Annotated in this window: 21 protein-coding genes and 1 tRNA gene; 12 read left to right on the plus strand and 10 right to left on the minus strand. The window is 65.1% G+C overall.

Annotated features, from left to right (window positions below; genetic code table 11):
• Positions 1-19 precede the first annotated feature (19 nt).
• Entirely contained in the window at positions 20-3,013 is a 2,994-nt protein-coding gene (locus tag QU596_RS10035) for a TonB-dependent receptor plug domain-containing protein (protein WP_308515378.1), read from the plus strand.
• A 20-nt stretch (positions 3,014-3,033) separates the two neighbouring features.
• Here the strand turns inward: QU596_RS10035 and hslV are convergent, their stop codons facing one another.
• The 5 genes from hslV to QU596_RS10060 form a co-directional block, all read right to left on the minus strand.
• Positions 3,034-3,570 carry an ATP-dependent protease subunit HslV gene (gene hslV / locus QU596_RS10040; RefSeq protein ID WP_420030912.1) on the minus strand — a complete coding sequence of 179 codons (537 nt, stop codon included), beginning with the start codon at positions 3,568-3,570 and terminating at the stop codon, positions 3,034-3,036.
• 36 nt (positions 3,571-3,606) lie between these two features.
• A complete protein-coding gene (locus QU596_RS10045) occupies positions 3,607-4,167 on the minus strand; it encodes a TMEM175 family protein (protein WP_308515380.1) in 561 nt (186 codons plus the stop codon).
• Between the two features lie 34 nt (positions 4,168-4,201).
• Complete coding sequence (locus QU596_RS10050; protein WP_308515381.1) at positions 4,202-4,747, minus strand: hypothetical protein; 546 nt, start codon at positions 4,745-4,747, stop codon at positions 4,202-4,204.
• Positions 4,744-5,046 carry a hypothetical protein gene (locus QU596_RS10055; RefSeq protein WP_308515382.1) on the minus strand — a complete coding sequence of 101 codons (303 nt, stop codon included), beginning with the start codon at positions 5,044-5,046 and terminating at the stop codon, positions 4,744-4,746. The genes QU596_RS10050 and QU596_RS10055 overlap by 4 nt, the downstream gene beginning before the upstream one ends.
• Positions 5,047-5,127: 81 nt before the next feature.
• On the minus strand, positions 5,128-5,685 hold the full coding sequence (locus QU596_RS10060; protein ID WP_308515383.1) for a glycoside hydrolase family 108 protein: 558 nt from the start codon (positions 5,683-5,685) through the stop codon (positions 5,128-5,130).
• 110 nt (positions 5,686-5,795) lie between these two features.
• On the opposite strand from QU596_RS10060, the gene QU596_RS10065 reads away from it, so the two are divergent.
• The 3 genes from QU596_RS10065 (at position 5,796) to QU596_RS10075 (ending at position 9,626) form a co-directional block, all read left to right on the plus strand.
• Complete coding sequence (locus QU596_RS10065; protein ID WP_308515384.1) at positions 5,796-7,121, plus strand: M20/M25/M40 family metallo-hydrolase; 1,326 nt, start codon at positions 5,796-5,798, stop codon at positions 7,119-7,121.
• Positions 7,122-7,214: 93 nt separating this feature from the next.
• On the plus strand, positions 7,215-7,673 hold the full coding sequence (locus QU596_RS10070; protein WP_308515385.1) for a hypothetical protein: 459 nt from the start codon (positions 7,215-7,217) through the stop codon (positions 7,671-7,673).
• 138 nt (positions 7,674-7,811) lie between these two features.
• Positions 7,812-9,626: an autotransporter domain-containing protein gene (locus QU596_RS10075; RefSeq protein WP_308515386.1), complete on the plus strand. Its 1,815-nt coding sequence runs from the start codon at positions 7,812-7,814 to the stop codon at positions 9,624-9,626.
• Between the two features lie 2 nt (positions 9,627-9,628).
• Here QU596_RS10075 and uvrB read toward each other — a convergent pair whose 3' ends face one another.
• On the minus strand, positions 9,629-11,836 hold the full coding sequence (uvrB, locus tag QU596_RS10080) for an excinuclease ABC subunit UvrB (protein ID WP_308515387.1): 2,208 nt from the start codon (positions 11,834-11,836) through the stop codon (positions 9,629-9,631).
• Positions 11,837-11,937: 101 nt separating this feature from the next.
• Between uvrB and QU596_RS10085 the strand changes: the two genes are divergently transcribed.
• Positions 11,938-12,447 carry a hypothetical protein gene (locus tag QU596_RS10085; RefSeq protein ID WP_308515388.1) on the plus strand — a complete coding sequence of 170 codons (510 nt, stop codon included), beginning with the start codon at positions 11,938-11,940 and terminating at the stop codon, positions 12,445-12,447.
• A gap of 64 nt (positions 12,448-12,511) precedes the next feature.
• Here QU596_RS10085 and QU596_RS10090 read toward each other — a convergent pair whose 3' ends face one another.
• On the minus strand, positions 12,512-14,194 hold the full coding sequence (locus QU596_RS10090) for a DEAD/DEAH box helicase (protein ID WP_308515389.1): 1,683 nt from the start codon (positions 14,192-14,194) through the stop codon (positions 12,512-12,514).
• A 78-nt stretch (positions 14,195-14,272) separates the two neighbouring features.
• Here QU596_RS10090 and QU596_RS10095 point away from each other — a divergent pair, with 78 nt between their 5' ends.
• The 7 genes from QU596_RS10095 to QU596_RS10125 all read left to right on the plus strand — a co-directional run bounded on the left by QU596_RS10095 (position 14,273) and on the right by QU596_RS10125 (position 19,993).
• The gene (locus tag QU596_RS10095; RefSeq protein WP_308515390.1) at positions 14,273-15,160 is read left to right on the plus strand and encodes a diacylglycerol/lipid kinase family protein; all 888 of its coding nucleotides are present in this window, start codon (positions 14,273-14,275) and stop codon (positions 15,158-15,160) included.
• A 54-nt stretch (positions 15,161-15,214) separates the two neighbouring features.
• Positions 15,215-15,754 (plus strand): DUF308 domain-containing protein, encoded by a 540-nt coding sequence (locus QU596_RS10100; RefSeq protein ID WP_308515391.1) that lies wholly within the window; start codon positions 15,215-15,217, stop codon positions 15,752-15,754.
• 10 nt (positions 15,755-15,764) lie between these two features.
• Positions 15,765-16,241, plus strand: a complete 477-nt coding sequence (locus tag QU596_RS10105; RefSeq protein ID WP_308515392.1) for a DUF2721 domain-containing protein — start codon at positions 15,765-15,767, stop codon at positions 16,239-16,241.
• A gap of 46 nt (positions 16,242-16,287) precedes the next feature.
• On the plus strand, positions 16,288-17,028 hold the full coding sequence (locus QU596_RS10110; protein ID WP_308515393.1) for a DUF2059 domain-containing protein: 741 nt from the start codon (positions 16,288-16,290) through the stop codon (positions 17,026-17,028).
• 72 nt (positions 17,029-17,100) lie between these two features.
• A complete protein-coding gene (gene glpX, locus QU596_RS10115; RefSeq protein WP_308515394.1) occupies positions 17,101-18,090 on the plus strand; it encodes a class II fructose-bisphosphatase in 990 nt (329 codons plus the stop codon).
• Positions 18,091-18,122: 32 nt separating this feature from the next.
• Entirely contained in the window at positions 18,123-19,874 is a 1,752-nt protein-coding gene (gene recJ / locus QU596_RS10120; protein WP_308515395.1) for a single-stranded-DNA-specific exonuclease RecJ, read from the plus strand.
• A gap of 43 nt (positions 19,875-19,917) precedes the next feature.
• Positions 19,918-19,993 (plus strand) — tRNA-Glu (locus QU596_RS10125).
• 200 nt (positions 19,994-20,193) lie between these two features.
• On the opposite strand, the gene QU596_RS10130 is transcribed toward QU596_RS10125, so the two are convergent.
• The 3 genes from QU596_RS10130 to QU596_RS10140 are packed head-to-tail and all read right to left on the minus strand — an operon-like array spanning position 20,194 to position 22,537.
• Positions 20,194-21,774: a recombinase family protein gene (locus QU596_RS10130; RefSeq protein ID WP_308515396.1), complete on the minus strand. Its 1,581-nt coding sequence runs from the start codon at positions 21,772-21,774 to the stop codon at positions 20,194-20,196.
• On the minus strand, positions 21,771-22,187 hold the full coding sequence (locus tag QU596_RS10135; protein WP_308515397.1) for a DUF2924 domain-containing protein: 417 nt from the start codon (positions 22,185-22,187) through the stop codon (positions 21,771-21,773). The genes QU596_RS10130 and QU596_RS10135 overlap by 4 nt, the downstream gene beginning before the upstream one ends.
• Positions 22,184-22,537 carry a DUF3489 domain-containing protein gene (locus tag QU596_RS10140; protein ID WP_308515398.1) on the minus strand — a complete coding sequence of 118 codons (354 nt, stop codon included), beginning with the start codon at positions 22,535-22,537 and terminating at the stop codon, positions 22,184-22,186. Before QU596_RS10140 ends, QU596_RS10135 begins: the two co-directional genes overlap by 4 nt.
• Between the last annotated feature and the right edge of the window lie 771 nt (positions 22,538-23,308).

A 23,308-nucleotide genomic window follows, 5' to 3' on the forward strand; every position in this document is an offset into this window, starting at 1 on the left:
CTCAGGGGGAAATTCTGCCATGCGTACGTTGCACTTTCTTGACTCGTATCTTCGCTGCGGGACGGCGCTCGCCGCTTTGATGGCCGCAGGGGCGGCTCAAGCCCAGACGACGCAACCGGCCCCGACGCCGACCCCCAGCGACGTCGCGGCGCCTCCGACGGACGAAGCGCAGGCGCCGACGCCGCCCAGCGAGAAGGAGCAGATCGTCGTCACCGGCACGCGCGTCGTTCGCGACGGTTACCAGGCGCCGACGCCGCTGACGGTCGTCACCCGCGAAGACATTCAGAACACGGCGCCGACCAACAACATTGCCGACCTCGTCAACCAGCTGCCCGCGCTCGCCGGCTCGACCCGCCCGTCGAACTCACGGCTTGAGCTCAGCAGCGGCATCGGCGGCGTCAACACCCTGAACCTCCGCAACCTCGGCACCGTACGCACCCTCGTCCTGCTCGACGGCCGCCGCTCGGTCGGCTCGACGGTCCAGGGCCTGGTCGACGTCAACACCATTCCCCAGTTGCTCGTCGACCGCGTCGAAATCGTTACCGGCGGTGCGTCGGCGGCCTACGGTTCGGACGCCGTCGCCGGCGTCGTCAACTTCGTCCTCAACAAGAAGCTGACGGGCATCCGCGTCGAATCCGATATCGGCATCACCGACAAGGGCGACGGCCTCAACTACTCGACCAATGTCGCCGGCGGCTTCTCGTTCGGCGGCGGCCGCGGCCACATCCTTCTGGCCGGCGAATTTGCCCACAAGGACGGCATCTTCGAAGTCGACCGCGAATGGAACCAGACGGGTTTCGTCCGCATCCAGGACCCGGCCTGGACCTCGACCAGCACCACGCCGCAGTTCCTGATCCGCCGTCAGGTCGGCGCCGCAAATTCGACGCCGGGTGGGCTCATAACAGGCTCGGCTGGCGGCACCGCGAACCGCCTGCGCGGCATTTATTTTGGGCAGGGCGGATCGGTAAATCAGTACCAGTATGGAGCTCTGACCTTCCCGTCGCCGACGGGCGCTTCGGCCCCGTCGCTGACTCAAGGCGGCGACTGGCGGGTCAATGACTCCGGGCGCCGCATCGGCCTTGATCCGAAGGACGAGCGCCGAGGCGGGTTCGCGCGAGCCAGCTTCGAGGTTGCCGACAATGTGAACGTCTGGGCCGAAGGCTCGTACAATTGGCAGAACGTCCGCTTCAATGCCGGCCCGAACCTGATGACCGGTCTGACGCTCAACGCGACAGGCTGCGGCACGGCAGCCAGCGCGGCGACCGCGCCGGCGACCTGCAACGCGTTCCTTTACAACGCGCTTGGCCCGACGCGTCTGGCGGGGATTACCAGCGTCACGCTGGCGACGACTGCGGCCGACCTGCCGTATCGTGTGACTGACAACACCCGTAAGGTAATGCGTCTTGCCGCCGGGATGGACGGTGAATTCAATTTGTTCGGCAAGCCGGCGCACTGGGATTTCTACGGACAATATGGCCGCGCCAAGCTGCATGAGCAGCTCCGCAACATTCAGCAGACACAGTTCCGCGCCAATGCGCTGAACGCGGTGTTCACCAATGGCGGAACCTCGATCTCCTGCGCCATCAACGCAGACGCCAGCACGACCAACGACGACCCAAGCTGCGTCCCGCTGAACCTGCTTGGCCTTGGCGTCGCGAACGCCGCGGCGATCGATTACGTTCTTGGCGATCCGTATCGCAACGAGACGATCGAGCAGACAGTGTTCGGCGCCAATCTCTCCCTGACGCCGTTCAGGACCTGGGCGGGGGATGTCAGCGTCGCGGTCGGCGCTGAATACCGCAAGGAACAGGTGCACGGATTTGTGCCTACCCAGTTCCAGCCGACAGTTGCCAACGGCGTCACCACAACCCGCTGGTCGGTGGGCAATTATCTGCCGACGAACGGCAGCTACAGCGTCAAGGAAGCCTATCTCGAAACCGTCGTTCCGCTTGGGTTTGGGCTTGAATTCAACGGCGCGGTACGAGCGACCGACTATTCGACCTCCGGCTACGTCACGACGTGGAAGCTCGGCGCCACTTGGCAACCCATCGAGGACATCCGCTTCCGCGTCACCCGTTCGCGCGACATTCGGGCGCCAAACCTCAACGAACTCTATCAGGGCGGCACGCAGAATACCGACACCGTCCGCAACCCGTTCTTCCCGGGCGTGGGGCCGGGTAGCGCCACGTATCCGAACAGCCTGCCGTATCTCGGCACGGTCACCGGCAACACCAACCTGAAGCCGGAAAAGGCTGATCAGTGGAACATCGGCGCGGTCGTTTCGCCGCGTTTCATTCCGGGCTTTACGGCGTCGGTCGATTATTACCGGATCAACCTGAAGGGCGCGATCGACGTGCTTAGCGCCCAAGAGATCATCAATCGCTGTTTCGACGGCAACCAGCAGACCTGCGCCGCGATCCTGCCCGACCCGAGCACCCCGGGGCGGGTCCTGATCAGCCGCTCGCCGTTCAACTTCGTCAGCATCCTGTCACGCGGCATCGACTTCGACGCGGCCTACCGCCGCAAGATCGGTCCTGGCGCCTTCACGCTGCGCGGCGTTGCAACCCGGAACATCGACAACATCATCAACACGGGTGTGGCGGGCAGTGTCGTCGTCAACACCGCTGGATCGACGAGCCTCCCAAAGTGGTTCTTCCGCGGTACGGCGAGCTATGACACCCCTTCCTACTCGGTCACCTTGGTCGGTCGCGGCGTCAGCTCCAGCGTCTATGATAAGGCGGCGATCGAGTGCACGACGAACTGCCCGCTCTCGACCACCTCGCACCCGACCTATGACGACCTGCACATTTCGGGCTCGTTCTACGTCGACCTGAACCTCACCAAGAAGTTCAACGTCATGGGCCGCGGGGACGGCGAGTTCTTCGTCAACGTGACCAACGTGTTCGACCGCTGGCCGATTCTTCTGCCGGAGACCGGCCTCGCCGCGAACACGACGTACAGCGACCTGCTGGGCCGCGCCTACCGCGCCGGCATCCGGCTCAAGTTCCGCTAAGTTCTTCAGCCAACGGCCGCCTAGCCGATCGTTTCGACGGTCAGGCGGTCGTTGGTGAAGACGCAGACTTCGGCGGCGATGGCCATCGCGCGGCGCGCCAGCACTTCGGGGTCTTGTTCGTAGTCGGTCAGCGCGCGTGCCGCAGCCAGCGCGTAATTCCCGCCCGAACCGATCGCGGCGATGCCGCCTTCGGGCTCCAGCACATCGCCGTTGCCGGTCAGGATCAGCATCACATCCTTGTCGGCGACGATCATCAGTGCCTCCAGGTTGCGCAGGTACTTGTCGGTCCGCCAGTCCTTGGCGAGCTCGACCGAAGCACGCATCAGTTGCCCGTTATATTGCTCCAGCTTGCGCTCGAGCCGCTCGAACAAGGTGAAGGCATCGGCGGTGGCGCCGGCAAAGCCGCCGATGACCTCACCCTTGTCGCCGATGCGCCGCACCTTTTTGGCGTTCGGCTTCATCACCGTATTGCCCATCGACACCTGACCGTCGCCGGCGATGACGGTCTTGCCGTCCTTCTTGACGCCCAAGATCGTGGTTCCGTGCCAGCTTTCCAAACTCATCTCCTTTGCGAAGGAGGTGGGAAGCGCGGCCTATTGCTGCAAGCGTCGCTCGAACCGGCGGTCGGGGATCAACCAGAGCAGGGCGATGCCGACATAGATGGCGATCGAGATAAATGGCGAGACGAATGCCAGCGGTACCGAGGCGAGATAGCCCGAGAAGCTGATCCACTCTTTCCCACGGCCCCCGACTGCGGATTTAACGCTTGAGCCGTCGCCTTCCGCGGCGATCAATGCACGTTCGAGCAGCACGTAACAGATCGAAGCGCCGACCAGCACCAGCCCGAAGGACGCGACAGGCCAGGCGGTCGGCCCCGCTTCGTCGATCCAGCGGATCATCAGCGGAAACAGGGTCAGGCAGAACAGCAGTGCGTGGTTGGCCCATAAAACCGAACCGGTCACCTTACGCGTCGACTGCATCATGTGATGATGGTTGTTCCAGTAGATAGCGACGTAGATGAAGGCGAGTAGGTAAGCGGCGAGAAGCGGAAGGATGTGCAAGACCGCCTGCATCGTCGGCTCTTCCGGAAATTTCAGCTCCAGCACCATGATCGTCAGGACGATGGCGACAACGCCATCGGTGAGCGCGTTCAATCGGTCCGGTTTCATGCTGCCCCCACTGTTATCCTCAACGATTGGTCGCCGCGGGGGCATTGTTGTCAACCTTGGCCTGAGCGCGGACCCACTTGATCAGCTCGTCGAGCTGGATCGCCTGCTCGGTCGCGGTCAGCGCGTCGGAGTGAGGAAGTCGGTCTTCGCCGGTGCCTTGAGCAGCGCTTCCGGCGCGGTCGGGAAGGCCGGGCACTGATGTTGCTCCGCGAGCACCGGGATCGGCTGCGGCCGGGGTGCTGAGGCGCAGGCGCTCAGCAGTAGCGCGAGCAGCGGCAAGACGGGCTTCGTAATCATCGTTAGTCCTCTCGGTAATGGCGCGTTGCTCGGCGGCGACGCGGGTAACGTTGGCGTGGTCGGCCGCGCGGGCGAGGTCCGCCGCCGCCCGGGCATCGGCGATGGTCATGGCCAGGTTGGCTTGTTCTTCGCGGTAGAGTTTTTCGAAGTCGGCGCTGCTGTCGCGCCAGTGGCGCGTTTGGAGGACCTGCACGGCCAGCAGCGCGGCCAGGCAGATGGTCGCGGCAACACCTGCAACGCCCTGCCAGTTGAGGAAGCGGAGGATCATTGGCAGTCCGCCTCGATCGTCGCGCCGTCGCGGCCGGCGGCGACCTTGAAACGGCCAACGGGACCGCCGGCGAGCAGACCGACGATCACCGCGATCATCGCGATGATGAAGCCGCCAAGCGCCCAGCCGAAGATGACGACGATCGTATGCTCTTCGCGAGCGCTCCAGCCGCCCCACATCAGGAGCGCGATCATCAAGCCGGACGCGGCTCCGCAGAACATGCCGGCAGTCGATGCCAGCAGACCGAAGAGACGGCGCTGGCCTTCGGCGAAGGTCGTGGGTGGTGGTGCCGCTGTCATGAATGTCTCCAGAGTGGGAAGTTTGCTAAGTTTGCGCCTCAACGCGTGCGAGCGCGCACCGCGCACGCACGAGAGACGGCATCAATCACCTATTCGGTTGGCCAGCCAGCCATAGAGGAAAGCCTCATTGGCTGGTCGGCGCTCGGCGAGGCGGAGGTAACGTTCGCCCTGAAGCGCCTCGAGCGCGCGGATCAGTACGGTTTCGCCGATCCCTTTGGCGCGGACGGCGAGGAAGCGCTCAAGCGCACCAAGTGTGGCGGCTCCGATGCGACCGTCGGGCGTGAGGTCAGGATAGTCCTTACCGCTGCGATTGAGCGCGGTCAGCGCGCGCTGCAGGAAGGTGATCGCGACCGCGGGTCCCATGTTGACGCCGGTGTCGAACAGTTCGTTCGCAATCCGAGTACTGTGCTTGGCGATTTCATCGAAGCGCGGACGCATCCAATAAAGCCGACGATAGATCGAAACCGCAGTGTCGCGCGGCAGTTGCTTCATCGCGCCGCCGTAGCCATGCGCCCGGGCAACCGCCTCGGTGATGCCGAAGCAGGTAGGCCCGCCCTTGTCCGCGGGATGGTCGACAAAACCGCCTTCGCGTTCGAGGACGCCATCGATCAGCCGATCGATTGCAACTTCATTGACCATATCCGTCTCCTTCGAGTCGGAACTAACTAACCAAATAGGATTGCTGTAGGAAAGAGCTACGAACCGATTGTGCGGATGACGATGGCGCGTGGAGCCGCTAGGCTGCGCGCATGAAGAGCCCAATCCTTGCCTCGGTCGCGCTATTGATGAGCAGCGCGCCAGCCCTCGCCGCCTTGTCTCCCGCCGAGCAGAAGATGGTCCAGACCGTCGATGCCGAGCAGCCGCGGACGGTCGGCATGCTGGAGAAATGGGTCAATCAGAATAGCGGATCGCTGAACCTGCCTGGCGTGGCAGCAGTCGGCACGATGCTTCGGTCCGAGCTGGAGCCGCTGGGCTTCAAGGTCGACTGGGTCGACATGAAGGCTGCTCAGCGCTCTGGCCACATTATCGCGCGGCATGCCGGCAAGAAGGGCACGACGCGGATGCTGCTGATCGGCCACTTGGACACGGTGTTCGAGCCGGACTCGCCGTTCCAGCGCTGGACCCTTGAAGGCAAGACCGGGCGCGGCCCGGGCGCGGGCGACGACAAGGGCGGCATGGCCGTGATGGTCGCGGCGCTGCGCGCGATGCAGGCGGCGGGGACGCTGAAGGGCGCCAACATCACCATTGTTCTGACGGGCGACGAGGAGGATGCCGGCACGCCGCTTTCCGTCGCGCGGCGCGACCTCATCGCCGAGGGCAAGCGCGCCGACGCGGCGCTCGACTTCGAAGGACTGGCGGTGGTCGACGGCAAGGACATGGGATCCATCGCGCGCCGCAGCTCCAGTAATTGGACCGTCAAGGTTACCGGCAACAGCGCGCATTCGAGCGGCGTCGGGCGGCCGGGCACGGGCTATGGCGCGATCTACGATCTGGTGCGGATCATCGACCAGTTCCGCAAAGAGCTGCCGGAAGACAAGCTGACCTTCAACGTCGGGCTGATCGGCGGCGGGCAGTCCGCCGAGCTGGACGCCGGACAAATTCGGCTGACGGCCACGGGCAAGACGAACATCATCGCGTCGACCGCGGTGGCGCGAGGCGACTTGCGGGCCATTAGCCAGGAGCAGATCGACCGCGTGCAGGCTAAGATGCGGGCCATTGTTGGCCAGTCGCTGGAAGGCGCGAAGGCGGAACTAAGTTTCGACCAGAAGCTGTATCCGCCGATGCCGCCGACCGAGGGCAGCCGCGCGCTGCTTGGGCAGCTCAACGGCGTCAATGCCGACCTGGGGCTCGACAAGATGGAAGAGCTTGATCCGCTGCGGCGCGGTGCCGGCGACATCAGCTTCGTGGCGGCGGATGTCGACGGATTGATTGGGCTGGGGCCGGACGGATCGGGTAGCCATACGCCCACCGAGACGGTCGATATCCCGTCGATCGCCAAGCAGGCGAAGCGCGCCGCGATCCTGATGAGCCGGCTGTCGCGTGAGCGGGCGACCAGAAAAGTTCCGCGTTCGTAACGGCTTAGTTCCGCCGGATTGACAGGGGCGCCGATAAGGAGCCTCCTCCCCTCTGCCGCGTCCGCGGGGCGCGAGCCTTGGAGGGGAAAATCGATGGCGACAACAATCGACGGGGATCGCTCGGCGACGCCTGTTCACCTGTGGATCGTCGGCCTGCTGGCCACGCTGTGGAACGCGTTCGGTTGCTACGACTATCTCATGACCCGAATGCGCAACACCGACTATCTTAAGTCGATGATGCCCGACGTCGATCCGAACGCGATGCTTGCCTACGTCGACTCAATGCCGGTCTGGGCGGCAGCGGGGTGGGGCCTTGGCGTCTGGGTGGGTCTTGCCGGATCGCTGTTGCTGCTGACGCGTAGCCGCCATGCGGTTTGGACACTCGGCCTGTCCTTTGTGGGCGCGGTCGTCGGGATCGGCTATCAGCTGATGAACCCGATGGCGGGCATGAGCGGGGGGATGGCGACCGTCATGCCGATCGTGGTGATCGTCGTTGCACTCGCGCTGTTCCTTTATGCGCGGGCCATGGCGAGGAAGGGCGTTCTAGCCTAGCGAGACTGTTGCTTTATTGCTGCACTGGGCCGGTTCCGTGCGGACCGGCCCCGGTTGTTACTTGCAAGCGTGTCGATAATGCGATTCCCATGGCCGGGAAGACGCCCGACGTTGCGTGGGCGCCGTGGGGAGAGACACATGAACCGCCGTAAGATTTCGCGCGCCCTGGCCGCCGCATCCATGCTCGTCCTAGCCGCCGTTCCTGGCGCCGCGAGCGCGCAGCAGATCGATCGCATCATCGTATTCGGCGATTCCTATGCGGACACCGGCAACTTCTTCCGCATCGCAGGCATCAACCCCGCTACCACCGGCGTCTATACGACCGGCCGATTCTCGGGCGGCACCAACTATATCGATACGCTGTCAGGCCTGCTTGGTGTGCCGGTGTACAATTATGCCATCGGCGGCGCGCGAACCAACAACCTAAACCAGACCGCGGGCGTCCCCGGGTTCACTACTGAGGTGCAGGTGTTCCTCGCCAACGCCGGAACGCTCGGCTTTCCAACGACTACGACCAGCCTGGACCAGAGCGACCTCGTCGCGGTTTCGATCGGCGGCAATGACTCCCGCGCCTATCAGATCGGGGGCGGCACGCTGGCAGGCGCGCCCGCTGCGGCCGCGACGGCCGTCACCAGCTTCCAGACCAATTTCGATCAGGTGATGACCAAGGGCACGCCCACGATCAGCTTCCTTGCCGGCGACACCGGCCGCCTGCCGGAAATTGCGGCCAACCCGACGGGTGCGGCGGTCCGCACAGCTTATTCCAACGCCTTCAACAGCGGCGTTCAGAACATCCTCGCGGGCTACGCCGCGCGCGGATCGATCGTGCATTACCTCGACCTGACCAAGATCCTCGACAATGTCATTGCCAATCCGCAGGCTTACGGCATCACCAACGGGATCGCGTGCCCGTTCTTCCCGGGCAACACGACCTGCGCGGCCAATGCCACCGGCTATCTGGTCTACGGCGACGGCCTGCACCTCACATCGCAGGGCTTTGAGATCGTCGGCAAATATGTCGACCGGCAGCTCGCTGCGCCGCTGACCCTGTCGGCACCGACGACGCTCGGCGTACAGGTCTCGCGTCAGTTCGGCCGCACGCTGTCGACCCGTACGGACAATTACCGCGGGACGGACGCCGCGCCTGGTCTTGCCGTCTACGCGGTCGGCGACATGCTGCAGAACGATGCGCCGTCGACGAGCTACAACAGCGCCTTCGAAGTGCGCAGCGGCGGCGGCACGATCGGCGCCGAATATGGATTCGGTGGCGGCCTCGTCGGCGTTGCTGGCAACTACAGCCGGCCGAAGCTCCGCTTCAATAACGATGCCTCGCGCATCCGCGGGCGCAGCTGGCAGGTCGGCGCCTACGGCAGCTTCGAAATGGGCGCGGCCTTCGCGCAGGGCTATCTGGGCTATGGCCGCGACCGCAACCGGATCGAGCGCACTGGCGTGGTCTCGTCGCTCACCGCCAACCCGCACGGCACGCATTGGACCGCCGGCGCCAAGGGCGGTTACCTGATCCCAATGTCCGGCTTCCGCGTCGGCCCGATCGTCGCGGTCGATTATGCCCGGGCCAAGGCGGACGGCTACACCGAAGCTGGTGATCCGGCACTTGCGCTGAACGTCGGCTCGCAAACCGCGAAGGCGCTGGTCGGGCAAGCGGGTCTCGAGATCCGCACCGAGCTGAAGGGGTTCCACCCTTACATCGACATCACGGCCGAGCATGAGTTCACCCGGCGTGGGCCGAGCATCGTCTTCTCGCAGACCAGCTCTCCGGTGATCGTCAACACGTGGGACGTGCGCAACCGCCGCGACACCTATGCCCGTCTATCGGGCGGCGGCAGCGCGACGATCAGCGGCGGGCTCAGCATCGATGCCGCGATCGCCTCGACGCTTGGCCGCGACGCGGGGCAGGAAGTCAGCGCCCAGCTAGGCCTGAAAGCGCGCTTTTAGAACTAGGCAGGGCCGCGGCGGCCGCCGAAGCGCGTCCGCTGCTGCTTGCCAAAGCGGTTCTTCCGCGTGCCCGGCTTGCCCTCGGTCGAATTGCCGAGGGGTCGCGGCGCGACGCGTTGCTCGGACGGGATGCCGAGATCGTCTTCCTCGAGCCGGCGGATCTCGTCGCGCAGCCGCGCGGCTTCCTCGAACTCGAGATCGGCGGCGGCCTTGCGCATCCGCTCCTCGAGGTCGGCGAGGTAAGCCTTGAGGTTGTGCCCGACGAGGTGCGGCCGCTCCTCGTCCCCGGTATCGACGACGACGCCGTCGCGCGTGGCGAGATGAGCCATGACGTCGTGAATCTGGCGCTTGATGGTCTCCGGCGTGATGCCATGCTCTTCGTTGTAGGCGAGCTGCTTCTCGCGGCGGCGGTTGGTCTCAGCGAGCGCGCGCTCCATCGATCCGGTGACGCTGTCGGCGTAGAGGATGACGCGGCCCTCGACGTTACGGGCGGCGCGGCCGATGGTCTGGATCAGTGATGTCTCCGAGCGGAGGAAGCCTTCCTTGTCGGCGTCGAGGATCGCGACGAGACCGCACTCCGGAATGTCGAGGCCTTCGCGCAGCAAGTTGATGCCGACCAGCACATCGTAGACGCCAAGACGAAGCTCGCGGATCAGCTCGATACGCTCCAGCGTCTCGACGTCGGAGTGCATGTAGCGAACCTTCAGACCCGCTTCGTGCAGGTACTCGGTGAGGTCCTCGGCCATGCGCTTGGTCAGCGTCGTGACGAGCGTGCGGTAGCCCTTGGCCGCGGTCTTCTTCGCTTCGTTGACGAGGTCGTCGACCTGGTCTTCGACCGGCTTGATCTCGACCGGCGGGTCGATGAGCCCGGTGGGGCGGATGACCTGCTCGGAGAAGACGCCGCCCGTCTCGTTCATCTCCCAGGGGCCGGGCGTCGCCGAAACGAAGGTCGTCTGCGGGCGCATCGCGTCCCATTCGTTGAAGCGCAGCGGCCGGTTGTCGATGCAGCTCGGCAGGCGGAAGCCATATTCCGCGAGCGTGATCTTCCGCCGGTGGTCGCCGCGCGCCATCGCGCCGATCTGCGGCACGGTCTGGTGGCTCTCGTCGATGAACAGCAAAGCGTTGTCGGGCAGATATTCGTAGAGCGTCGGCGGCGGCTCGCCCGGCAGGCGGCCGGTCAGGAAGCGCGAGTAATTCTCGATGCCCGCGCAGCTGCCGGTGGCGGCGATCATTTCCAGGTCGAAGTTGGTGCGCTGCTCCAGCCGCTGGGCCTCGAGCAGGCGGCCTTCCGCGGTCAGTTCCTTGAGGCGTTCGGCAAGCTCATGGCGGATCGCCTCCATCGCCTGCTTCAGCGTCGGGCCGGGCGTCACATAGTGCGAGTTCGCGTAGACCTTGATGAAATCTAGGCTGGCGATGGTCTTCCCGGTGAGCGGGTCAAATTCGGTGATGTCCTCGATCTCGTCGCCGAAGAACGACACGCGCCACGCCATGTCCTCATAGTGCGACGGGAAGATCTCGAGGCTGTCGCCCCGGACGCGGAAGTTGCCGCGCGCGAACCCTTGGTCGTTGCGGCGATACTGTAGGGCGACAAGCTTGCGGATGACCTCGCGCTGGTCCTCCGACGCGCCCTTCTTCAGGCTGAAGGTCATCGCCGAATAGGTTTCGACCGAGCCGATGCCATACAGGCATGAGACTGACGCAACGATGATCACGTCGTCGCGTTCCAGCAGCGACCGCGTTGCCGAGTGGCGCATGCGGTCGATCGCCTCGTTCACCGAGCTTTCCTTCTCGATGTAGGTGTCGGTGCGCGGGACGTAGGCTTCGGGCTGGTAATAATCGTAGTAGCTGACGAAGAATTCGACGGCGTTGTCGGGGAAGAAACTCTTGAACTCGCCGTAGAGCTGCGCCGCGAGGATCTTGTTCGGCGCCATGATCAGCGCCGGGCGCTGCAGCGTCTCGATCACCGTCGCCATGGTAAAGGTCTTGCCCGAGCCGGTGACGCCCAGCAGCACCTGGCTGACGTCGCCATTCTCGGCGATGCCCTCGACCAGCTCGCGGATCGCGGTCGGCTGGTCGCCCGCGGGCTTGTAGTCCGACACCAGCTTGAACTTCTTGCCGCCCTCGGCCTTGTCGGGCCGGGCAGGCTTGTGCGGGACGAAGCCCTCGCCGGTTTCTGGTTCGGCAAGGCTGGTGCGGATCTGAATTGCCATCGACCGTTATATGGGCGCGACTGCAGGAAGGTTCCACCGTTGACCCTGCCGGTCCGTGCGTTGATGGTGAGGACGCCGGATCGTCGCGTGGAGATTAAGCGGTGATCGCAATTGTAAGCTTGTTGGCTTTCGCGAGTACGACGTTAGCCGTTCAAGTTTCCTCGCCTGCCCAACCCCGCACCGTCACGCACGGCCAGAACAAGTCTTGTCCAGACGGATCGGTCATTCGCGAAACCCAAACTTGTGCTGAGTTTCCGGACCATCGGAAGCTTTATTCTCTTAGTCCGGACGTGACGATCCACAGCATCGAATGGACTTGCGGCAAGCGCATGGCGTTGGTTCGCGTGAGAGTCACGGAAGTTCCCGCGACGATTGATGGCCGCACCGTCGGGAAGGCGAAGTTTAAAATCGAATTGTTGAAAGCGGGTATCGGAGGCTCGCCGTTATCTGCCCAGTCGCTCACAAAACTTCGTTTGACCCTTAGTGAACTCAATGAGCTTGGCGTCTTCGACGGTCGTTGTTTCTACGGCGACATCCCTTCCCTAAAAATCAGCGGCTTTAGGCTTGGAAACCCGAAGGAGACGCCGGTGTCCGAGATTGAGCTGCGCTGACGATCACGATGCACCGGTCGCGACTTCGCAAAGTATGGCCCGCGTTAGCTGCAGCCGCCCGTGTCTAGGCCGCCTTTGGGTGGCGCAGCTTCTTTTTCGGGCGGGGCCGGTCGTGCGAGCGCTCGGGCCGGTAGACCGGGCTTTGCTCGCGCGGCTCGGCGAGTTCGATCATCAGGCCCTGATCTTCGGGCGCGATGGTTGCGCGGCTGAGGGCTTTGCGGAAACCCGGCGTCGCGCGCTCGCTGATCTGGAAGTAGCTCTCGCTGGCGGCGAGGCGGATGGCGCCGACGTCGGTGCGGTTCACATGGCCGTAGCGGCAGATGAGCGGCAGCAGCCAGCGCGGGTCGGCATTGTGCCGACGGCCGGCGTTCAGCTTGAACCAGGTGGCGCCTTCGAAGCCCTGGCGCGGGCCGGCCTCCACGCTGCGGTCGGTGCGCTGGGAGGCGGGGATGATGTCTTCGGGCGCAGGGAGGTCGGTGCGCAGGGCCTTGACCAGCGCCGCCGCGATCGCCTCGGGCGCGAGTTCCTGCATGATGTCCCGGGCCAGTTGCTGATCGTCGTCTTCGAGTTCAACGCCCGCCGAGAGCTCGGTGAGGAGACGTTGGCGGTCCTTGGCGCGAATCTCTTCGGCCGAGGGGACGCGGATCCATTCGACCGCGATGCGCGCGCCGCGCAGCATGCCCTCGACGCGCTTGCGCCGCTGGAACGGGACGATGAGGACGGCGGTGCCCTTGCGGCCCGCGCGGCCGGTACGGCCTGAGCGATGCTGCAGCGCCTCGGCGTCGCGCGGCAGCTCGACGTGGATCACGAGCGAGACCGAGGGGAGGTCGATGCCGCGCGCGGCGACGTCGGTGGCGACGCAAACACGGGCGCGCTGGTCGCGCAGCGCCTGGAGCGCGTGGTTGCGCTCATTCTGGCTGTGCTCGCCCGACAGCGCGACGGCGTGGAAGTTGCGCTCGGTCAGGCTGGCGTGGAGCCGGCGCACCGCTTCGCGGGTGGCGCAAAACAGGATCGCGGTTTCCGCCTCGTGGAAGCGAAGAAGATTGACGACGGCGAGCTCGATGTCGGTCGGGGAGACCGCAACCGCCTGATAGGCAATGTCCTGATGGCCTTCCTTGTCGCCCATCGTCTCGATGCGGAGCGCGTTGCGCTGATAGCGCTTGGCCAGCGCGACGATCGGGCGCGGCATGGTCGCCGAGAAGAGCAGGGTGCGTCGATCGTCGGGAGTGGCGTCGAGAATCTCCTCGAGCTCCTCGCGGAAACCCATGTCGAGCATCTCGTCCGCCTCGTCGAGGACCGCGACGCGGAGCGACGAAAGGTCCAGAGCGCCGCGTTCGAGGTGGTCGCGCAGGCGGCCTGGCGTGCCGACGACGATATGCGCGCCGCCGTTGAGCGCGCGGCGCTCCTTCATCGGATCCATGCCGCCGACGCAAGTGACGACGCGGGCGCCAGCGTTGGCGTAGAGCCAGTCGAGTTCCTTGCTGACCTGGATGGCGAGCTCGCGGGTCGGGGCGATGATCAGGCCGAGCGGGGCGCGGGCGAAGGGCAGGCGGTCGGCTTCGATCAGGTCGGAGGCCATGGCCATGCCGAAGGCGACGGTCTTGCCGGAGCCCGTCTTGGCGGAGACGATGAGGTCGCGGCCGGGAGCGTCTTCGCCGAGGACGGCGGATTGGACGGGCGTCAGTTTGTCATAGCCGCGCGCGGCGAGCGCTTCGGCAAGCGCGCCGTGGAGTCGGGGATGTTGCATGCGCGCTCCCTAGGCGCTTGCGCGGGACATGACCACCGCCATGCATCGCAAGCCGCCGGCGTGCGTTAGCGCGAATTGATGACGGCTGTTTCCATCCTTGTGAACAAAGGCGGCGGGGCCGCGTCCCGCGATCCCGCGATCAAGAGCAATGTCGCCAAGGCGTTCAAAGCCGCCGGCATGGACGTGAAGGTCGAGCTGATCGACGGCGGCAAGTGCGAGGCGCGGGCGAAGGCGCTCGCCAAGCGTGGCGACAAGCTGGTGGTGGTCGGTGGCGGCGACGGGACGATCAGCGCGGCGGCGTCGGGGCTGCTGGGGAGCAAGACCGCGCTCGGGGTGCTGCCGCTGGGCACGCTCAACCATTTCGCGCGCGATCTCGGCATTCCGACCAAGCTGGAGGAGGCCGCCGCGCTGATCGCCAAGGGCAAACCGCGGCAGGTCGACGTCGCCGAGATGAATGGCCGCATCTTCATCAACAACAGCGCCATCGGGCTCTATCCGCTGATGGTGCTCGATCGTGAGACGCAGCAGAAGCGTCTCGGCCGCAGCAAGCGGTTGGCGATGATTGTGGCGTCCGCGCGGACGCTGGCACGCTTCAATCATCAGCGGCTGACGCTGACGGTGAACGACGAGAAGGCGCAAATCGACACGCCGCTGCTCTTCGTCGGCAACAATGATTACCGGCTGGATATCGGCGGTCCGGGCAAGCGCGAGAGCGTCGAGGATGGACGTTTGAGCGTGTTCGTCATGCGCAAGAAAACGCGGCGCGGGCTGATCGCTGCGATGGTGCGAGTTCTGTTCAACCGCGCGCGCCCGGACGACATGGTTCAGCTAGAGAATGTGCAGCGGCTGCGGGTGGCGAGCCGCCGATCCAGCCTCGCCGTTTCGCTGGATGGCGAAGTGGTGGGCGCGAAGCCTCCGCTGGATTATAAGGTGCGGGCGAAGGCGCTCCGCGTCATCGCACCCTAAGGCAGGGGAACAGGCGACGTGGCAACGCAGGCAAGAACGAGCTGGTCGGCACCGATGCGGGCACGTGCGCTGCGCGTGGCGGGGATCGCCATCATTCTGCTGGGGGTTGGCGCACTGTTCCTGCCGGCGGGCAAGACGATTTCTTCGGACATGATCGGCGGGCTGCTGATTGCCTCGGGCGCGATCGAGACCGTCGCGGGATCGCTGCGGCGGGATTCGCGCCCGTTCGCCATGGCCGCGGGCATTGTGACGGCGGCCGCGGGCCTGATGTTCATCATCAGTCCGGAAGCGCATTTCTTCCCGCGGGTTTTCCCGATCGTTGCCTGGCTGATCGTTCGCAGCCTCATCCTTGGTGTTTCCCTGACACGGGTCGACGGGTCGGTACGGCGCTGGACCGCGATCTCGGCCGGTCTCGACCTTATGCTGGGCGTGCTGTTGATCGCCGGCCTGTCCATAGCGACCATCGTCATCAGCGTGTTCGGACCAACGCCGGAGCTCATCGCGGCCTTCGCCTGGGTGCTGGCCGCGAGCTTCGTGGTCAACGGCCTAATGCTGCTCGAAGTGTCGAGTTGCGAACGGGAGCTTGCGGCCTAGAAGGCGAAGCGTGTTCGAGAGCTCGCCCGACCTGTCCGTCAATACGGTTGCCGAGATCGTCCGGCTGGCGCTGGCGCCGGTATTCCTGCTGAGCGGGATCGGCGCCTTTCTCAACGTCCTCGCCTCGCGTCTATCGAGGATCGTCGATCGGTCCCGGGACATCGAGCCGAGACTGCTCGCCAGCCGCGGCGCGGAGCACGATCGCTGGCTTGGCGACCTCAAGATCCTCGACAAACGCATGCGATTGATCAGCTGGGCTACGGGTCTGTCGGTCAGTTCGGCAATCCTGACCTGCCTGGTCGTCATCCTGCTGTTCGCGGCGAACCTGGTGCGAACGCGGCTGGGGACGGAGATCGCCTGGCTGTTCATCGGATCGATGGTGACCATCGGCTGCGGCTTCGCAGTGTTCCTTTGGGAGACGACCGTGGCCGGCCGCGCGGTTCGGGTCCGCTCGGAGCTATTGCAACATCAGGCGGAAGAGCCCTAGCGTTCGCGTCGATCCGGCAGGGGGCCAGGTCGAAAAGGATCACATCATGCGCTTGTCCGCTTTTTCGCTGGCCGTTGCAGGCCTCGCCATCATCGCTTCACCTGCCGCCGCGGCGCCCAAGGCTGCAGCCAAGCCCAAGCCGCCGATTGAGGCGATCACGCCGCCGAACATGGATGCGGTGATGGCCGTCTTCGACAAGTTGCTTCCGCCGCAGCCCGATCCCGATCCCGCGCGCCTGGCGCTGGCACGCACGTCAGCAGCGGCCTTGTGGCCGGACGGCGCGTACCGCGACATGATGGTCAGCTTCGCCGGCAACATGGTCGACAATGTCCTGCGGCTGAAGAAATCGGATCTTCCGATCCCGGCCGACAAGAAAGCGAAGGCGGACGCGACCGCGGACCTGTCCCTGCACGATGCCGCAGTGGCCAAGGGCCCCTATTTCGATCAGCGCGTGGCGGCGATCCGCGCGGCCGTCGCGCAGGAGTTCGGGAAGGTCTCGGCAGTGATCGACCCAAGGGTCCGCGACGGCATGGCACGGGCGATGGCGCGGCGCTTCGACGCGCGTCAGCTTGGCGACATCAACGCGTTCCTGACGACGCCGACAGGCCGTGCCTTCGGCGCGCAGTACATGCAGCTGTGGGCCGATCCGGACATGCTGCGCGGGCTGATGGGTTCGATGCCGGAGATGATAAAGCTGATGCCGGACATCATGAAGAGCGTGAAGGATGCGAACGACAAATTCCCGGCGCCGCCTTCGTCCCAGAAGGGGAAGCCGACGAAGTCGTAAGGCCGGATCGCTCGACAAGGCGGGGTGGCCTGCCTATCCGCCGGCTAACGTTTTCCGGGAGTATCCAGCCACATGAACCGCGCCACCGCGAGCCACGTCCTCGACCGCGTCCTCGTCCTTGAAATGGTGCGCGTCACCGAAGCTGCCGCGATTGCGGCCTCGAGCTGGGTCGGGCGCGGGGACAATGATGCCGCGGATGCCGCTGCGGTGGAAGCAATGCGCGTGGCGCTGAACGAACTGCCGATGGACGGCACGGTGGTCATCGGCGAGGGCGAGCGCGACGAGGCGCCGATGCTGTACATCGGCGAGCGGGTTGGGTCGGCCCCGGACAGCGGGCCGAAGATCGACATTGCGCTCGATCCGCTGGAAGGCACGACGCTGACCGCGCATGCTGGCCCGAACGCGCTGGCGGTTCTGGCGATTGCCGAGAACGGCTGCCTGCTGAATGCGCCCGACGTCTACATGCAGAAGCTGGCCATCGGCCCGGGCTATCCGGAAGGCACGATCGACCTGCGCAAGTCGCCGGCGGACAATGTCCGCTCGATCGCCAAGGCGAAGGGCGTCGAGCCGAACGAAATCATTGCCTGCGTGCTGGAGCGCGATCGCCACGACTGCATTATCGCCGAGCTTCGGGCGCTGGGCTGCGGCATCAAGCTGATCCCGGACGGGGACGTGGCTGGCGTGATCGCCACGGCCGATCCCGACACGGGCATCGACGTGTACATGGGCAGCGGCGGCGCGCCGGAGGGCGTGCTGGCAGCGGCGGCGCTGCGCTGCGTCGGCGGACAGATCCAGGGGCAGCTACTGTTCCGCAACGACGACGAAGTGGCACGCGCCCGCCGCTGGGGCATCGACGACCTCGACCGTGTCTACACGGTCAACGAAATGGCCAAGGGCGACTGCATCTTTGCCGCGACGGGCGTCACCGACGGCTCGCTGCTGCGCGGCGTGCATAAGCGCGGCAACAAGACGACGACCGAGAGCGTCGTAATGCGGGCGAGCACCGGCACCGTGCGCCGCGTGTCCACAGAATATCGCGACCTCGAGCACCGCGGACTCTAGACCCGCGAATCCGCCGATCCTACCTTGGATCGATGGAGGCGGCGCTCAACATCGATCGGTCGGTAAGCGGTCAGCCTTGGCGCTGGCGGCGTACGGCCGACCCAGGCCTGGGCATGGACGCGCTGGTCGACGAGCTGCTGCTGGCGCGCGGCGTTGCCCGCGACGACCTTGCCCGCCACCGCGATCCGCGCATCCGCGATTTCCTGCCCGACCCGTCGTCCTTCAGGGATATGGACAAGGGCGCCAGGCGCGTCGCCGACGCCGTGCAGCAGGGTGAGACGATCGCGATCTTCGGCGATTACGACGTCGATGGCGCGACCAGCGCGGCGTTGCTGACCTTGCTGCTCCGGCGGCTGGGGGCGGAACCGATCGTCTACATCCCCGACCGGTTGATGGAGGGCTACGGCCCATCGGGCAAAGCGCTGGTCGAGCTGCAGCAGCGAGGCGCCAGGGTCGCGATATGCGTCGACTGCGGGGCGCAGGCGTTCGACGCGCTGCAACAGGCCTCGGATGCCGGGCTGGATGTGGTCGTCGTCGACCATCACCAGTGCGCGACGCTGCTTCCGGTCGCTTATGCGATGATCAACCCGAACCGGCTGGACGAGCACGCGGACGGCGCGGCGCACGGGCATTTGGCGGCGGTTGGCATGGCGTTCCTGCTCGGCGTCGCGTTGCTGCGTGAGTTGCGGGCACGCGGCTCTTTCGAGGCTCTGGCGGAGCCGAAGATCCTCGACCTGCTCGACCTCGTAGCGCTGGGGACGGTGGCGGATGTCGCGCGCCTGAAGAGCCTCAATCGCGCCTTCGTCACGCAGGGCCTGAAAATCATGGCCGGGCGGCAGAATGTCGGGCTGTCGGCGCTAGCCGAAGCGGCGCGGCTGGTGAAGCCGCCGAGCTGCCGCGACCTCGGCTTCGCGCTGGGGCCCCGGATCAACGCCGGCGGCCGAGTCGGCAAGTCCGACCTCGGCGTGCGGCTGCTGACCGCCACCGACCCAGAGGAAGCGCGGACCATCGCCAGCGAGCTCGACCGGCTCAACGAAGAGAGGCGCGCGATTGAAATGCTCGTCTGTGAGCAGGCCGAAGCGCAGGCACGGGAGCAGGGCGCTGCGCCGGTCATCACCGTCATGAGCGGCGGCTGGCATCAGGGCGTAATCGGCATCGTCGCGGGGCGGATCAAGGAAAGGTTCGGCCGGCCGGCGATCGTCATTGCCGAAACCGAGGACGGCACTGGCAAGGGATCCGGCCGCTCGATCTCCGGCGTCGACCTGGGCGCAGCGGTGCTCGCGGCCAAGGAAAGCGGGCTGCTGATTGCCGGCGGCGGGCACGCGATGGCCGCGGGCCTGACGCTGCCGGCGGGTGGGCTGGAGGCTTTCCGCACGTTCATAAACGAGCGACTGGCCGGCGACGTGGAGCAGTCGCGAGCAGATCGCGCCCTGCTGCTCGACGCGCTACTGGCGCCAGGCGGCGTCGCTGCCGCCCTATGCGATGCGCTCGATACGGCCGGCCCGTATGGCGCTGGTTGGCCCAGCCCGCGCGTCGCCGCGGGCCCGGTGCGGCTTCTGAAGACCGGCATCGTCGGCGACGGTCACGTGCGCGGCATCGGCTGCGGCGACGACGGCAAGAGCTTCAAGTGGATTGCCTTCCGCAGCGCCGCGACGCCGCTGGGTCAGGCGCTCCTGTCCTCGCCCGGCGATCAGCGCTGGTGGCTGGCCGGAACGATCAAGCGCGACGAGTGGAATGGCGGCAATGCGGCCGAGATGCACCTTGAAGACGCCGCGCTTGCTTGACCGGCGGCGACCGCTCGCCTAACCGCGACCCGCTTCCTGAAGCGGCCCCATCGTCTAGCGGTCTAGGACGTCGCCCTTTCACGGCGAAAACACGGGTTCGAGTCCCGTTGGGGTCACCAGCTTATAAGTCGTTGAGAACAACGGATAATTTGATGGTTTTGTCGGTCAGATAATGACCGGTTTTCAGCCATTTTTCGCGGTGTGTGATCGGGCTGCCGGATGCTAGAGAAGTCTTCTCACCCCGTCGCTAGCCTGAAATTGCGGCTTTTTCTCTTTCGCCCAAAGACTGTGTCTTGAGTGAGGTCGGACAAGGCTCATTTCAGCCGAGCAGCATCGCCTCTTGATCGCTCCAACCGAGGGGCAGGCCGTCGATGTTCTGGAGGAACCGATTGGTCACCATGGGTGGCTGCCGACCCTCAACGATCGCATCGACGATAGTCGGCGAGAGATAGCTCAAGCGGAGAAGCCGCTTGAACCGCTCTGTCGACCGGCCGAACAGCTTCGCCAGGCGATCAAGGTCGAGGTTTGACCTGGCCTCGGCGAGTGCCCTGGCGCGATGCGCATCCCGGAGCAGAACAATCAGCTGCGGGTCCGGTCGGGTACCTTCAACTTGCTCGGTCGCGCCGATTACCAGCCGGGCATCGTTGCCGTGGCGGATACGGTCGATCGAGCGTTCCAGCCGGGTCCCGTCATTGAGTTCGATAGTGACGAGACCGTCGCCGATGATGATCTTCCGGAGATGATCAAGGATCAGTAGGCGTTTGGCTCGGCCGTCGCAGCCTTGAAGGACTGCGATACGTTCCGCGACCTTCGCGTGTGCATCGACGCTAGCGACCGCCGAGCCGAGGTGGTCGGCGAGCTGGGCGCAACAGATGGCCTCGATGGATTCCGCAGCTAGCCGATACGCCGCAGGATCACCGTCACGCATCGTCTTGGGGTGAGTGACATAGTAGCGGAACCGCTGCCCGTTCCGCAGCGTATGAACCGGCCCCATAGTCCTTCCGTGCCGGTCGACGATCAATCCCTGGAGCAGGCTGGCGGAGACGAGTTTGGGTCCGCGGACCGCTGTCTTGCGGAGGTTCGAAAGGATCTCCTGTGCGCGTTCGAACATGGCGCGATCGACAATCGCGTCGTGCTGTCCCTGGTGCACCCGGCCGTTATGCTCGATCTCGCCGACGTAGAGCCGGTTGGATAGAAGGGAGCGGAGCGAGCCATATTCGAACGTCCTGCCGCCGATGACCTTGCCGCTGCGCTCGCGGCGCTTGGTGACGAGGCCTTCGCGCTTGGCCCATTGCAGCGTCGCCTGCACAGACTTCAACGCGACAAAGCGGTCGAAGATGACGCGGATCGTCTCCACCTCGGCGTGATTGACGACCAGCTTCTTCTCGACTGCGTCGTAGCCGAGCGGCACGGTTCCGCCCATCCACATGCCCTTGGCCTTCGAGGCAGCGATCTTGTCGCGGACCCGCTCGGCGCCCACCTCACGCTCGAACTGAGCAAACGAGAGTAAGACGTGGAGCATCAGTCGGCCCATGCTGGTCTTGGTGTTGAACGACTGGGTGATGCTGACGAACGAGGCGTTGGCCTTCTCGAGCTGTTCGACGATCCGGGCGAAGTCCGCGAGGCTGCGGGTGAGCCGATCGATCTTGTAGAGAACGATCACATCGACTTTGCCGGACGCAACATCGGCTAGCAGCGCCTTTAGCGCTGGCCGCTCCATCGTTCCGCCCGATATGCCACCGTCATCATAGCGATCCCGAACCAAAGTCCAGCCTTCGTGACGCTGGCTGGCAATGTACGCCTTGCAAGCTTCATACTGAGCATCGAGGCTGTTGAACTCCTGCTCCAAGCCCTCCTCGCTCGACTTGCGAGTGTAGATGGCACAGCAGACCCGGCTCATTTGACCAGCCCGAAGAATTTGGGGCCGGACCAGCGGGTCCCGGTGATCTTGCCCGCGATGACGCTGAGCGAGGAATGTCGCTCTCCGTCATAAACCAGTCCAGCCTCGGTCACCTCGACCACGTAAGTGCGGCCGCGCCAGCGGCGGACGAGGCGATTGCCGGGGCGGAGGGTCATGCGAGGCGAGGATCGCTGGCCCGGTCGCTCACCGCCTGAGCCGAGCATCTGCCGAGCAGTACTCGACAAGCTGCCGAGCACCCGTTCCTGCAACCGCCAGGAGATCCCACGCGCGAGGAGGTCGGGCGTGAACGCCGCTGGCGGCGCGGCCTTGTAAAGCTCGCGCCACCGGTCGGTCAGTTGCTTGCGGCTGGCGCGCCGGAGCGCAGCCAGCTCGTCGTTAAGACTGTCGATCACTTGGGTTCGACCGCTCGGTACGTCCGCAGCCCATCGATCTTGTCGCTGTCGATTGCGTAGCCGAGCTTCTTAAGGCCAGTGATCGCCGCTCGCACCGTGTGCGGGAGCCAGCCAGTAGCAGCGGTCATGTCGTCGATCGTCGCGCCCTCATCGCGCAGCAGCATGGCAGCGAGCTGATCGCGCTTGGTTGGCTTTTTGGTTGCTGGGGTTGGATCGGACGGGCCCTTGCGCAAGCTTGGCTTCGAAGCGCTTGCCTGCGCGGTGCTGAGCTTTGCCTTTCCCTTGCGGGTCGCGCGCGACTTAGCCGTTTTCTGCTTGACGTTCGTGGCGGCGATTGTCTGATCGGTCATGGGTGGTCTCCTGGCATCGAAGCGGCACCATGCCGCTTCCACCCCCCAAAGCCCGGTCAGTTAGCCCGACCGGGCGAAGCCTTGGCGCCGAGCGCCGATCCGACTCGCACAACCACCAATGCTCGGCTTGCACCCGAAGTCGAATGGAATGTGATGGATGTCCGAAATGCGCCCCTAGCGGTCGTTTGCGGGCGCATCTGATCAACCAGAAACCAGGCGTTCATTCAGACTCCCACTAATGTCCGCAGGGAGTGAGTGGTTCGGGGCCATATGCACTCAATCGGAGTCGGCAAATGGGTGGGAAGTGGGCATTAGCGCTTCATTTCCCTGCAAGCCCCTGCAGCCAGGAAACACGGAGCGTGTTCAGCTACTTGAGCGATGCGCATTCCTTGACCCTTTGGCGCAAATGCGTGTTACAGACTCGCCGGAGGCAGCATAGGTGGACTGATCGGTGGCTGGGCTGTCATCATTTAAGCAGACGGGCGCGAAGGTCCTTCTTGCGCTGTCGCTGCTGCTTTGCGCTTTCTCCCCGTCAATTGCTCAGAGTAGTCGCTACGCCGATTCGTCCGACGACGGTTCGCGCCGATCTTGCCCCTTGGTCGTCGGATCAATCGACGACGCACCCTCGGCCCGACCGGCCGAGGAGGCATGCAGCGCTGGGGCCTTCTTCGGACAGTTCACCCGAACCGGCTACAGCCTGAGGCAAGACTTTGGGAAGGCTGTCGCAGCAATTCCTCCTGCTCGCGGCACTCAATACGGGGCGGTGTTTGA

This window comes from Sphingomonas flavescens, from assembly GCF_030866745.1.
GTDB classification, from domain to species: domain Bacteria; phylum Pseudomonadota; class Alphaproteobacteria; order Sphingomonadales; family Sphingomonadaceae; genus Sphingomicrobium; species Sphingomicrobium flavescens.

Coding starts and splice junctions, on each gene's coding strand:
- QU596_RS10075 (WP_308515386.1), top strand. CDS start 7,812: ATGAACCGCCGTAAGATTTCGCGCGCCCTGGCCGCCGCATCCATGCTC.
- recJ (WP_308515395.1), top strand. CDS start 18,123: ATGGAGGCGGCGCTCAACATCGATCGGTCGGTAAGCGGTCAGCCTTGG.
- uvrB (WP_308515387.1), bottom strand. CDS start 11,836: ATGGCAATTCAGATCCGCACCAGCCTTGCCGAACCAGAAACCGGCGAG.
- QU596_RS10100 (WP_308515391.1), top strand. CDS start 15,215: ATGCGGGCACGTGCGCTGCGCGTGGCGGGGATCGCCATCATTCTGCTG.
- glpX (WP_308515394.1), top strand. CDS start 17,101: ATGAACCGCGCCACCGCGAGCCACGTCCTCGACCGCGTCCTCGTCCTT.
- QU596_RS10055 (WP_308515382.1), bottom strand. CDS start 5,046: ATGACAGCGGCACCACCACCCACGACCTTCGCCGAAGGCCAGCGCCGT.
- QU596_RS10035 (WP_308515378.1), top strand. CDS start 20: ATGCGTACGTTGCACTTTCTTGACTCGTATCTTCGCTGCGGGACGGCG.
- QU596_RS10070 (WP_308515385.1), top strand. CDS start 7,215: ATGGCGACAACAATCGACGGGGATCGCTCGGCGACGCCTGTTCACCTG.
- QU596_RS10065 (WP_308515384.1), top strand. CDS start 5,796: ATGAAGAGCCCAATCCTTGCCTCGGTCGCGCTATTGATGAGCAGCGCG.
- QU596_RS10060 (WP_308515383.1), bottom strand. CDS start 5,685: ATGGTCAATGAAGTTGCAATCGATCGGCTGATCGATGGCGTCCTCGAA.
- QU596_RS10130 (WP_308515396.1), bottom strand. CDS start 21,774: ATGAGCCGGGTCTGCTGTGCCATCTACACTCGCAAGTCGAGCGAGGAG.
- QU596_RS10050 (WP_308515381.1), bottom strand. CDS start 4,747: ATGATCCTCCGCTTCCTCAACTGGCAGGGCGTTGCAGGTGTTGCCGCG.
- QU596_RS10110 (WP_308515393.1), top strand. CDS start 16,288: ATGCGCTTGTCCGCTTTTTCGCTGGCCGTTGCAGGCCTCGCCATCATC.
- QU596_RS10095 (WP_308515390.1), top strand. CDS start 14,273: ATGACGGCTGTTTCCATCCTTGTGAACAAAGGCGGCGGGGCCGCGTCC.
- QU596_RS10090 (WP_308515389.1), bottom strand. CDS start 14,194: ATGCAACATCCCCGACTCCACGGCGCGCTTGCCGAAGCGCTCGCCGCG.
- QU596_RS10140 (WP_308515398.1), bottom strand. CDS start 22,537: ATGACCGATCAGACAATCGCCGCCACGAACGTCAAGCAGAAAACGGCT.